The following is a 13088-nucleotide window of genomic DNA, read 5'->3' as shown; positions in this document are numbered from 1 at the left end:
TTGCTTGTAGGAAGGAAAAAAAGCAGGAATTAGGGGTTTTTCACACGGCTGGCAATGTATTCAGTAGGCGTTTGTTGGTAGAAATCCTTGAATACTATCGTGAAATGAGAAGGTGAATTGAAGCCAACCAAATCGGCGGTTTCCGCTACATTATTCCCCGATCCCAGCAATTCAGCCGCTTTCCGAAGTCGATACTGACGAATCAGATCGGCCGGGGACAATTGAATCAGGCTTTGTATTTTTCGGTAAAGCGTCTTGCGGTTCATGGCCAACTGATCGGCCAGCCAGTCCACCCCAATCGTGGAGTCATCCAGATGTTGGTCTAGCAACCCATAAATCCGGATCAGAAAGGGGTCCTGAATCCGTTCAGGCACTACCTTCACCAGTTCCTGCGACTCCTGAACCGTCAGGGCAAACTGCTGCTGATAATATTCGCCCAGCTTCTGCTGGCGGGTAATCAAGTTAGCCACCCGCAGTTGCAACTCAGCCACACTAAAGGGTTTGGCTAAGTAATCGTCGGCGCCTTGCTGAAGTCCCTCCAGACGACTCTGCTGAGCCGTTTTGGCCGTCAGCATCACCACCGCAATATGGTTTGTGTCGGCATTGGCTTTGATAAGCCGGGTAAGTTCAAAGCCATCCATCCGAGGCATCATCACGTCTGTGATGACAATGTCAGGTAGTTCGGTCTGGATAATCTCCCAGCCTGCCTGGCCATCCTCAGCCTGAAATGCCTCATACAAGCCGGCCAGCTCACCTACCAGAAACGCCCGCAGTTCGGCATTGTCTTCAACGATCAGAATGCTGGGCATGGCCACTCCATCACCCAATCGGGTACTGAGTAGACTCCTCACGGGTGAAGTAAGGAGTTGGCCGACAATTGGTTCAGGAACCGACCAGCTATTTTCAGGTAGATTCGCTGTGGCCGAGACCGCTTCAACGGGCAGCATCAAGTGGAACGTAGTACCCACCCCAACTTCACTCGCTACCCGAATGGTTCCCCCCAGTAAGCCAACCAGTTCGTTGACCAGTGCGAGGCCAATTCCCGTCCCTTCGAAGGATCGGGTGCTGGAACCGTCTACTTGATAAAAGCGGTCGAAAACATGTGGTAACTGGTCGGCAGCCATACCGATGCCTGTATCGACCAGCTTAACCTGTACACCCACCATTTCGCCTGTCGCCCAGACAGGCGAGAGCGTCAGGGTTACCTGCCCGCCCGATGGGGTAAATTTGATGGCGTTGGCCACCAGATTAATTAAAATCTTTTCCCATTTATCGGCGTCGAAGATATATGCTCGCTGGGGTAGATCGTCTATATTAAACCGGAGAATGATGCCTTTCTGTTCAGCCGAACGCTGAAAGATAGCCACCATCTGTTGGGCAAATTCGGCAACGTCTCCCTGCATCAGGGAAACGGGCATGAAATTACCCTCCAGTTTGGCTAAGTCCAGGAGCTGGTTGATAAGTCGCAGGAGTCGATCAGCGTTGTGATGAACCAGTGTCAATAGTGTCCCATCGTAGCGTTTTTCTTCCAGCAGTTTAGCGACCGGGGATAGAATAAGCGAGAGCGGTGTACGAAACTCGTGGGTCAGGTTATTGACAAAGCGAGACTTGACCTGATCGAGTTGCCGAAGCTGATTGGCTTGCTGGTGTAATTCCTGAGTGCGCTCCGTAACCTGGAGTTCCAACTGTTCATTTTGCCGGGCAAGGAGTTGCTGTCGCTCAACCTGTTGAGCCAGATTCTGGGTTGATAGCGTTTCGACCTCCCGGAGCCGGTCAACCAGTTGTCCATTAATCCAGCCATGTTCCAACGCCAGCAGAATCGATAGCGTAAGGGGGAAGCACAGAAAACTAGCTAAATAAAAACCATGAAACAGCCATTCATGGCTATAACCTGGGAGATGCAGGTAAAATAAGATGGATGATAGAATCCATAAGCCCAGATTACAGAATGCGCAAATGGCAACGATGTTAGCTCCCCTTAACTCACGCTTGACCGCCACCAGAGAAAGGCGGATCAATTCAAGGGGCAGGAAATAATTAATAGGATAAGACAGCCACTGAAAGTCGGCCGACAACGGAATAAGCTTAATGCCAATACTGCCCATGGCCAGCCAAAACAGCCACCCACGGCGAAAATTGAATAGACCATAAAACGTCAGGACTACCAGGCCTGGCACCCACTGATCAATGCTAGATCCATAATAAACCAGAATCCGTAGGCCCAGGGAGTGAGTAAAATCGTTGGCAAACCGGGACAAAAGGCCTAGGTTCAGCAGCAGATACATGCCGGCCGCATAGAGATTAGCCCGCTGGCTACGGTGCGTAAAAAACAGGCTCAGATGCAGAATAAAGAGGATGAACGCGATCCCTATTCGGAATGTATTCAGGTAAATCGACTCGACATCAACCGGTTTGATGGCTGGTAGAACATGGGTTGGAAACAACCAGAACTGAACCGTTCCCGCATCCCAGTTGAGGTAGTTGGCGTAGTAAAATTGACTCGGCTGACAGGCAATCCGAAGGGCTAGTATATGATCAGAGTAGGTTGTCAGAGGGAAGCTATACGCAGCCGCAGGATTATACGCCTGTACGCTATCGGGGTTGGCACTGACCTTGCCGAAGCGATACAACAATCGGCCATCCAGATAAATTTCGGATGCAACCGACTGAAACAGCTTGATCATCAGGGGCGGCAAATCGGGTCCGGTATGGATATGCAACCGAAGCCAGCCGATACCCGCCTGCTGTAGCTGAGGCAACTCCCGAATATCTTTGGTTGGATCAATGCTAACCCAGTGTCGGTCATCCAGCTTAGGACTGGCTCCATTTGGGTTATCACCTGGCTGAAGTCGCCACCCTTCTTTGAGCAGAAACCCATCCTCGGGTACTTGGGTTAGGCTAACCGGGGTTGTTGCTGGCTGGGCCAGGGAAATCGTCAATAAGGAAATGGCTACGATGAGACCATGAATCAGCCGCTTCCATACCGGTGATGGTGAGCGGTTGAGCTGTTGTTGGTGAAGCCCTGCTAAAGTGGATTGTTCAGGTTGAAGGATACCCTCAGTTAGAGGCTGTTTCTGCCTGGAACCCATTGGGCGGATCTCCTGCTTTTTTTCAACGAACGGCAAGTCAGTTGGTCTAAAAGTCCAAGCAAGATCGAAAGAGGAATAGGGAAGGTATTTAGGTCCGGCAGCCATCAACCCAGCGCCTACCTGGCTCAAAAAACTTATCTGCCCAACACTCAGTGATTGGAAATGGATTAGTCGCACAGGTAGTCCATGGCAAAGCGGTGGTAGGATTATCTAAAACTAGGCAATTATACTGCTTACTCCTACTGCTTACCCCAAAAATCAATAAAACCTATGGATTATAGTTGATAAGTGCCAGGCTGGTCTAATATATATAGGACTTACGCAAAGGCAACTGAAGGATTCGCCAACTCTTGACGAAGGTAAGCATCTAATAAGCCTTGTTTGAGTTGGTAAACCGTTTTCTTAGTCTGATAAGCCAACTGTTTAAAACGTAACCAAGTCAGAGCCGCTAAGCCAATGTGATTGCGTTGACTACGAGCTAATCGACATTGACAACATTCCAGACCCGTGATCTGCTTATCTTCTCGATGAAACTGCTCAATTGTCCAACGAATACCACTTTTTTCTTCAGCGGCACTCGTCTCATTTTGAGCTAAATCGTTGGTGACGATATAGTCCGTCCGGTGGGTAGACACCAGTACGCGGAACAGTTTAAGATAGGTGTTTTGAGGCATCTTGTGTACTTTAACCAGCTTACCCTGCTGCACCTGTTGAGCTGACCAGCTCAGATAGCTGACAGGTTGATACGGTTCTTTGCCACCTGAATCATCGACCTTACGGTTGCTCTTGATAGGACAGTAAAACAGTTTTTCATTGGTAATGAGCCACTTGAAGAGGTCGGTCACAGCATACCAACTGTCCATTAAGACGATTCGATAACTGATCTGGCGGGGTGCTAGTTGGTTAAGCATGTCCAACACATGATCCAACTTGCTTTTTCCATCCTCATCGGGATTAAAAATACGGTAGTCAATGAGCCAGAACTGATTAATTTTAGGATTGAAGTAGACACAATTAACCACACCGATGCCTTTGATGATTCCATGAGCATTTCCACTGTATTGCCGACGAACCAGTTCAATTTTATGACTATGTTCTTTATTGAGCACGGTATCATCAAAGAGGATATAGCCATCGGTATCCAGTTGAATTTGGTGGCGGACATGTTGCCAGACCTGGCGAGGTGCCACTCGGCTAGCTTTGAGAAAGTACTGCACATTGTCATGGGTGATCCCTTCCAGGTGATCAGCCAAGTAGGTAGCCGTATAGTTGATCTGGCTACTCAGTAGAAACTGTCCGTAAAGTTGTGCGGTGACCTTCAAGCTATTTTTTATTTCAATTTACCACTTTTGCGTAAGTCCTAATATAAATATAGGCGTCATCCATAATAGTAAAGAATGGCCAAGTTGACTTCGAAAAGTCGCTCAACATGATTACGCACACAAGCGTTTTTTTATTGACATCTGTAGCTGATCGAGACAGCTTGGGCAGTTCTCAGGTGTGGCCTCCCTTTATGAAGTTGTACCGATTGTTCAATACGCCCAAATTTATCTTCTGCTTTTAAAGTCTCAATTTTTACGGTATAGAGTTGTCATAGTTATAACTCTTGTTCGCACAATCAGCGGATCCCAAGATCGAGAAAGGGCAACACTTTCCAAGACGGGTCATTCCAAAAATCGTTCACAAAAAAGTCAAGGATTCCTATTCTATGAACAATATAAAAAATTGTTAGACAGGAAATTAACTTCAACTTGAATATACAATAAAATCGTTCAAATAAACCTCCGGATAAATCAGGACTAGGCATTTCGTTGTTCAGCGATCGTTCAATAGACTATTCCTTGGGATAACTCGACCTGTACGTTACTCAGGGGCAAAGCTACTTTCCTTTCGGGCATACCTTTTCGATATAATTTTTCCTACTTGAAATAGATTGTTACACATTCAGGGTAAAAACTTCCCCTTACTTAAGCGGCATGAGACGCTTGTTGAATTGGGTCTCCGAGAGGTGCGGTTAATAGACTCTGCAATGGTGTATATGCGCCAAGGAAGTGAACCTGATTTACCAAAGTTTGATACCAGTCCAACTCAATCGATCGAATACGTTAAAAGAATTTTATTAAAATTTTGACTTGAAAAGGGATAATTCCAGCCCTTTCCTGCACTAGACAGATAAAACAGCTGAATAGGGGATGAAATTCATGTAGGCCTGCATGACTTCCGTTGCCTGAATCGCGCTTCGGACAGCTGTTCAATTCATGTTCTAAATCAAGTCAATATTCATGAAAGAATCGTTCTACAGAGTACTGCAGGCTACTTTTCTGGGTTCAATGCTGCTGCTATGGAGCCTCAATGCTTTCGCTCAGGATCGTCGGGTAACGGGTAAAATTACAGGAAGCGATGGCGCAATCCCAGGGGCCAATATCGTATTAAAAGGAACGCAAACTGGTACATCTTCTGATGCTAATGGCAATTTTGCCTTGACCATTCGGGGAGAAAACCCAGTGTTGATCATATCCTCAATTGGATCTAAAACACAGGAAATAATAATTGGCAACCGCATTTCCATTGAGGTAAAACTTGAAGATGAAGCCAATGCGCTGAGCGAAGTCGTGGTCACAGGTTACTCGACAGAAAACCGCCGGGACGTTACGGGCGCTGTATCGACGGTTAAACCAGCCCAGCTTCAACTAGTTCCCTCGGCTAACGTGGAGCAGCAGTTGCAGGGTCGGGTGGCGGGGGTTACGGTGATCACCAATGGACAACCCGGTACCTCCAGCCAGATTCGGGTACGGGGTTTTGGTTCGTTTGGCGGTAATCAACCGCTCTACGTGGTAGATGGTGTACCTACCCAAAGTATTCAGTTCATTAACCCCAACGACATTGAAACCACAACCGTCCTGAAAGATGCCGCTTCGGCTTCGATCTACGGCGCCAGAGCGGCAGCCGGAGTGATTGTACTGACTACGAAAAAAGGTCAGCGCAAGGCGCAAAAACTCAGTATTAGTTACGATGGGTTATATGGTGTGACTGATCCGGGTAAAGGCCCATCTATCCTGAATCCCCAAGAACAGGCAGACTGGACCTGGCAGGCGCGCAGGAATGATCTTTTTCAGTCGGGAACGGCTATTGGTGCGAATAGCTTCGCTGGTATCGCCAATGGTCAATACGGATCAGGGCAAACACCGGTATTGCCTGATTATCTATTAGTTGGCAAGAACGCAGGCGTTGTTGGTGCTGTCGATTTGACGGCAGAAGCGGCAAAATATAATGTCAATCCGGCCAATGGTGCGATCTACAGTGTGATTGCGGCTAACAAGCGAGGCACCGACTGGTACAAAGCCATTACACGAACTGCCCCTATGACGAGACATACGCTGGGATTTTCGGGCGGGACCGAAAACAGCCGATACTACCTGAGTCTGGGTATGCAACAGCAGGCGGGAATTATTACAAACAATAATTTCTCGCGTTACACCCTGCGGGCCAACACCGAATTTGATATCACAAAAAAACTTCGGTTTGGCGAAAATATCCAGGTGGCCTACGTATCGGCGACAGGGCTGCAGGGGAGTGTCGGGAACTCATTGGGAAATAGCACAAATAACAATGCCAGTGTATCGGGCGACGAAAACGACGTATTGACTGCATTTCGAATGGCGCCCATTATTCCGGTCTATAATGCGTTCGGAGGGTATGCGGGCACAGCCGCTCCGGGGTTCAACAATCCCCGAAATCCAGTGGCGAATCGCGAGAGTGTAGCCAATAATATCAACTACACTGTCTTCGGTTCGGGGAATGCTTACCTGGAATATGATGTGATTCCAGGCCTCATGCTACGTAGCAGCCTGGGCGGAACGTATTTCACGAATTACAACAATTCATACGTTCGATCTACTTACGAAAACTCCGAAAATATCGCGAACTACACCTATTCGGAGGCATCCAATGTAGGGCTGGCCTGGACCTTTACCAACACAGCGCAGTATAAGCAAACGTTCGGCAAACACGATCTGAGTGTGCTGGCGGGGCTGGAAGCACTCAACACGGGTAATGGACGGGGTATCGCAGGTTCGGGTATTAATCCGTTCTCCACCGACCCTAACTACGTAACACTGAACACCACAACGCCCGGTGCAACGCGTCAGGTGTCCAGCACGTACGGAAAAGGCAACAACTTTTACTCGATATTTGGGCAGGCCAAATACACCTATAACGATAAGTATATTGCTACGGCGGTGGTACGTCGGGATGGATCGTCCCAATTCGGCCCCGCCAATCGGTATGGCGTATTTCCAGCTTTCTCGGCTGCGTGGCGTATCTCGTCCGAAGAATTTATGAAGAATCTGCCATGGGTATCAGACCTGAAAATTCGGGGTGGTTATGGCTTGATGGGTAACTCCAACTACCTCAGTTCAACTAACCAGTTCAACCTGTTTGCTACTAATGCGGCCAACGGCTACGACCTTGGTGCAACGAACAACTCGATTGCCACGGGGTACTACCCAAGCCAGATCGGGAATGCCGATGCCAAATGGGAGACGAGCATTACATCCAACATCGGGATAGATGGTTCGTTTTTCAATAATCGCCTGGAAGTAGTTGTTGATTTCTGGCGAAAGGATACCAAAGACCTACTATATCAATTGGCCTTACCAAGCGTGGTGGGCGTTCGAGCCAATGCACCGTTCCTGAATGTAGCGAGTATGCGCAATCAGGGGATTGATTTACTGCTTACCACCCGGGGGAAACTTGTTGGCGATTTGAGTTATGAAGTGACCGGAATCGGCAGCTTCCTAAGCAACCAGATTACGGCCATTGCGCCGTTGGTACCGTATTTCACGGGCGGTGGTACGCGCATTGGTGGGCCGGTGGTACGTAACGAAGCGGGCCATACGTTGTCGTCATTTTATGGTTATCAAGTAGTTGGCCTATTCAACAGCAAGGAAGAAGTGGCATCGGCTGCGACCCAAACGGGCGCTGCTCCTGGCCGTTTTCGCTTCGCCGATTTGAATGGCGACAAAAAGATTGATGACAATGATCGAACGTATCTGGGCAGTCCGATCCCCAAATTTACGGGAAGCATCACGCTGGGCTTGAAATACAAAAGTTTCGATCTGAACACCAATTTATATGCTTCGTTAGGAAGCCAGATTTTCAATAACCAGCGGTGGTTTACAGACTTCTATCCCTCATTTACGGGGGCCGCTGTTAGCTCCAGAGTAAAGGATTCGTGGTTGCCTACCAACATGAACACGAACGTACCGATTTTCGAAAGTGCGGCTAATTTCAGTACCAACACCCAACCTAACTCCTATTACGTTGAAAATGGGTCGTATGGGCGCATGCAGTATCTGAACCTGGGATATACCTTTCCTAATGCACTGCTAAGTCGGGCCAACCTCAGCCGGTTGCGGGTGTCGGTGTCGGCAACGAATTTGTTTACGATCACCAAATACAGCGGTCTGGACCCAGCAGTAGGTGGCGGCTCGGATGCTACGTTCGGGATTGATGTGGGGAACTATCCAGTCACTCGGGGCTACAATGTAGGGGTGAGTTTTGGCTTCTAATCGACTAAACTGCAACATGAAAAATCTTACCAGTAAATTAATCATAGTGACCGCAACGCTGATGTTGTCGACTTCTGCCTGCCAGGATAAGTTTCTGGAGGTGGCGCCCACCGGCCAATTATCCAGCGACCAGTTAACATCCAAGGCGGGTATTGAGGGCATTCTGGTGTCGTCATATGCCCAGTTGAACGGGCGCGGCTTCCGGCGGGTAACCAGTTCCTTTAACTGGCTGCGAGGAAGTATATCGGGAGGAGAAGCCAATAAGGGCTCAAATTCAGGCGATTACGGCGACCTCGTTCCTTGGATGACGTATCAGTTATATCCCAGCCTTTTTGACATTGGCCAGAAATGGAGTGCCATGTTTGAAGGAATCAGCCGGGCAAATGCGGTGCTACGTGCGCTTCCATCGGCTAGTGTCGATGTAACGGCGACCGACAAACAGCGGATATCGGCTGAAGCCCGTTTTCTGCGTGCTCACTATTACTTCGATCTCAAACGGAGTTTCAATCTTGTGCCCTATGTAGATGAATCGGTGGGCTACGGAACGGGTGCCGAAAAAGTGCCGAACAACGTTGAAATATGGCCTAAAATCGAAGCCGATTTCAAATATGCAGTCGATAATCTGCCTGAAACCCAAACGCTGGTCGGTCGGGCGAACAAGTGGGCAGCTATGGCTTATCTGGCGAAAACCTACCTGTATCAAAAGAAATATACAGAGGCCAAAGCGCTTTTCGATCAGGTGATTGCCAACGGCGTTACATCAGGCGGAATGAAATATGGTCTCGTAGCGAACTATACCGATATTTTTAACGCGGCCAAAGAAACCAACGCTGAGTCGATTTTTGCCATTCAGAATGCGGCCAATACAGGTAGTTCGGATAATGCCGCCACTGACCTAGCCAATAATTTCCCATACAACACGGGCTCGAGTGGTCCGGCGGGTTGCTGCGGCTATTTCCCACCCAGCTTTGAATTAGCGAACTCGTTTCGGGTGGATGGCACTGGCCTTCCTTTGTTGGATGGTTCCTACAATTCGGATGCAAACCAGTTGAAAACGGATCAGGGAATTCTCTCAAATCAGCCATTTACGCCTGATGCGGGCCCAGTTGATCCCCGGCTGGATTGGTCGGTTGGTCGTCGGGGTATTCCGTATCTGGATTGGTCGATTCATCCTGGCTTTGCCTGGATTCGCGACCAGAGTTTCGCTGGGCCCTATTCGCCCAAAAAGTTTATCTACTACAAATCGCAGGACAAAATCCTGACTGATGCTAGTACGTCAACCGATGCGTATTCGGCCATCAATTACAACATCATCCGCTTTGCCGACGTACTGCTGATGGCAGCTGAGTGCGAAATTGAAATAGGAAGTCTGGAAACGGCTCGCAAGTACGTCAACATGATTCGGACGCGGGCCGCCAACGCTGATACGTGGGTAAAGATGCCTGATGGTAAGAATGCCGCGAACTACGTAATTGCCAACTACACAACGCCTTGGACTGATAAAGTCGCGGCCCGAACGGCGGTTCAATTTGAGCGCAAACTTGAACTTTCGGGCGAAGGTCACCGCTTCTTTGATCTGGTTCGTTGGGGAACGGCTTCTACTGTGTTAAATGCATTCCTGGCCTACGAATCAAAGAAGTTACCAGTTGCTTATAGTGGTGGCAAATACACCCCAGGTCGAGACGAATATATCCCAATCCCGCAAACTCAAATTGATTATCAGGGCAAAAGCGTTCTGACGCAAAATCCGGGCTATTGATAAGTAATGTGTGATGTCAGTTTTGAGAAACTGACATCACATCAAACGAATATAACCATGAGTAATAACCGTAGAGAATTCCTTCAAAAGCTTAGCCTTGGTGCTACCACTTTTGGCGTCTCCCCCATTCCGTTAGAAGTCGTTGCCAAGCCCACAGGTTTCAATCGGAAAGACAGCGTTGTCGCTTCGGAATCGAATGCAGTGGTGGAAACAACGGCGGGGAAAGTGCGCGGCTATACGCATAATGGCATTGTCAATTTTAAGGGAATTCCGTACGCAGCAACCACCGCAGAAGAGGCTCGTTTTATGCCGCCCGCCAAACTCGCTCCCTGGACGGGCGTTCGTAACTCACTCATTTACGGGCCGGTCTGTCCCCAGAAACCAAATGGCGGCTGGAGTTCGGAAGAGTACGCATTTCTATATCAGTGGAACGACGGCTTGCAGGGCGAAGACTGCCTACGATTGAATGTCTGGTCGCCGGGCGTTAACGATGGAAAGAAACGGCCGGTTCTATTCTGGATGCACGGGGGGGCTTTTTTCTCCGGCTCCAGTCAGGAACACCCTTCTTACGACGGCGAAAATCTAAGTCGATTCGGTGATGTCGTTGTTGTCTCGATCAACCACCGGCTTAACGTTTTCGGGTTTCTGGATATGTCTGATTACGGCAGCCAGTACGCTCAATCGGGGAACGTGGGTATGCTTGATTTGGTGGCGGCCCTCGAATGGGTACGCGACAACATTGCTCAGTTTGGGGGCGATGCGGGCAATGTAACGATTTTCGGGCAGTCGGGTGGAGCGGCCAAAGTAACGACGCTCATGGCAATGCCGTCAGCAAAAGGTTTGTTTCATAAAGGCATTTCGGAAAGTAGCTCAACGGTTCAGGTGGCAACGCATACCTACGCGGCCCAACTCGCTGAGCATGTGTTGAATGATCTGAAACTCAACCGGTCGAACATTGCTGATATTCATAAACTCCCTTTTGCGCGCATAACGGAAGCGGGAATGGCTGCCGAGAAGAAAATGGGAACCACAATACCGCCAGGCGTTGGTCGGGCGGGGTGGCAACCGGTTGTGGATGGCACTGTGTTGCCTGCCCATCCGTTTGAGCCTGCCGTTCCAGCCTATTCAGCGAATATCCCGATGATCATCGGGACAAACCGCAATGAAGCCTCGGCCAGTATTAACAACCCCGGTATGGAATCAATCGATGATGATGGGGTGAAAAAGAAACTGGCTGAGCGCTTTGGCGACAAGAGCATCCAGATTTATGAGGTGTTACGTAAGGTTCACCCAAAAGCGAAGCCCGTTGAACTGCTTTCCTACGTAGCTCCGTATAATCCAATGGCCTACCTACAAGCCGAACGGAAAGCAGCCCAAAATGCCGCCCCTGTTTATCTCTACCTTTTTTCCTGGCAGACGCCCGTGTTGGACGGCCGCCCCCGCTCATTCCATTGCAGCGAAATCCCGTTTGTATTTGCGAATACCGACCGTTGCGAAACGATGACTGGCGGAGGAGACGAAGCTCGGGAGTTGGCTAACAAAATGAGTCAGGCCTGGATAAATTTCGCCCGAACCGGCAATCCGAATCATAAAGGACTCCCCAATTGGCCCACCTTTACGCCCGACAAAGGCGCGATGATGGTCTTCAACAAAACCAGTGAAGTACGGAACGACCCTGACGGCGAAGCACGGAAAATGCTGGAGCCTCTTTACTATAAAAGAAGCGTTTAGTTCGTGGCAATACCCCCAATCTCCTGAAGGGGGCTAAAACCTCCGGCTGATGAGCCCCCTTCAGGAGATTGGGGGTATTGCCACGAACGGCATACAGATTTGCCTTGTCAATGACCTGAAACGAATAAAATATGAAAAAAATATTGCCCTTTCTTTTGGCCTTTTTACTAGGCATTTCAATGCTGAGTTTCGCCCAATCCGGCAAACCTAAAGTTCTGATTTTCAGCAAAACGCTACGTTACTATCATGAGTCAATTCCCGATGGTATAGCGGCCATTATACAAATGGGACAGCAGCATGGGTTCGCCGTAGACACAACAAAAAATGCAGATTTTTTCACCGACAACACTCTGAAAAAGTACGCAGCCATTATCTGGCTTAGCACAACCGGCGACGTACTGAATCCAGCCCAACAAGCAGCTTTTGAGCGGTATATTCAGGCGGGTGGCGGCTATGTAGGTATTCACTCGGCATCGGCCTCGGAGAAAGATTGGGAGTGGTTTGGCCAGTTGACCGGTGCCGTTTTCGTAAATCACCCGCCTGATCCGGTGGATGGCGTTGTGCAGGTCGCCGATGTGAATGACCCATCAACACGTCAACTACCTAAACGGTGGAAGCGCAAAGATGAATGGTACAATTTCAAAAAACGCATGACCGACGTACATGTACTGCTGACAGCCGATGAAAGTACGTATCAGGGCGGCACCGAAGGCGTGTATCACCCGCTTGCCTGGAAGCACAAATTCGATGGTGGCCGGTCGTTTTATACCGCGCTGGGCCACCTCAGCGAAGCCTACCGTGATCCCTTATTTCAGCAACATATTCTGGCGGGTATACAATACAGTATTGGCAAGAATGAACCCCTGGATTATACGAAAGCTAAAACAGCTCAAGTGCCCTGAGTGAACAATCGGGCTAGATGATTCCAACTTATTTCAA

At 49.0% G+C, this 13088-nt stretch carries 6 protein-coding genes; 4 read left to right on the top strand and 2 right to left on the bottom strand.

The features are described 5' to 3' along the window. Positions 1-29: 29 nt before the first annotated feature. On the bottom strand, positions 30-3266 hold the full coding sequence (locus H3H32_RS07915) for a hybrid sensor histidine kinase/response regulator transcription factor (RefSeq protein ID WP_240543698.1): 3237 nt from the start codon (positions 3264-3266) through the stop codon (positions 30-32). Positions 3267-3406: 140 nt separating this feature from the next. Continuing rightward, entirely contained in the window at positions 3407-4411 is a 1005-nt protein-coding gene (locus H3H32_RS07910; RefSeq protein WP_182462186.1) for an IS701 family transposase, read from the bottom strand. A gap of 960 nt (positions 4412-5371) precedes the next feature. On the opposite strand from H3H32_RS07910, the gene H3H32_RS07905 reads away from it, so the two are divergent. The 4 genes from H3H32_RS07905 (at position 5372) to H3H32_RS07890 (ending at position 13051) form a co-directional block, all read left to right on the top strand. Further along, positions 5372-8659, top strand: a complete 3288-nt coding sequence (locus H3H32_RS07905; protein ID WP_182462185.1) for a SusC/RagA family TonB-linked outer membrane protein — start codon at positions 5372-5374, stop codon at positions 8657-8659. A 16-nt stretch (positions 8660-8675) separates the two neighbouring features. Further along, a complete protein-coding gene (locus H3H32_RS07900; protein WP_182462184.1) occupies positions 8676-10418 on the top strand; it encodes a RagB/SusD family nutrient uptake outer membrane protein in 1743 nt (580 codons plus the stop codon). A gap of 57 nt (positions 10419-10475) precedes the next feature. Further along, positions 10476-12149: a carboxylesterase/lipase family protein gene (locus H3H32_RS07895; RefSeq protein WP_182462183.1), complete on the top strand. Its 1674-nt coding sequence runs from the start codon at positions 10476-10478 to the stop codon at positions 12147-12149. A gap of 131 nt (positions 12150-12280) precedes the next feature. Then, positions 12281-13051, top strand: coding sequence for a ThuA domain-containing protein (locus tag H3H32_RS07890; RefSeq protein WP_182462182.1), 771 nt, complete (start codon positions 12281-12283; stop codon positions 13049-13051). Positions 13052-13088: the final 37 nt, after the last annotated feature.

The sequence above is a fragment of the Spirosoma foliorum genome (genome assembly GCF_014117325.1).
Taxonomy (GTDB): Bacteria; Bacteroidota; Bacteroidia; order Cytophagales; family Spirosomataceae; genus Spirosoma; species Spirosoma foliorum.
This window is presented reverse-complemented; position numbering and strand designations above follow the sequence as displayed.

Bases quoted from the DNA above. Each gene is read 5' to 3' on its own strand.
- H3H32_RS07890 (WP_182462182.1), top strand. From the start codon at position 12,281: ATGAAAAAAATATTGCCCTTTCTTTTGGCCTTTTTACTAGGCATTTCA.
- H3H32_RS07900 (WP_182462184.1), top strand. From the start codon at position 8,676: ATGAAAAATCTTACCAGTAAATTAATCATAGTGACCGCAACGCTGATG.
- H3H32_RS07895 (WP_182462183.1), top strand. From the start codon at position 10,476: ATGAGTAATAACCGTAGAGAATTCCTTCAAAAGCTTAGCCTTGGTGCT.
- H3H32_RS07905 (WP_182462185.1), top strand. From the start codon at position 5,372: ATGAAAGAATCGTTCTACAGAGTACTGCAGGCTACTTTTCTGGGTTCA.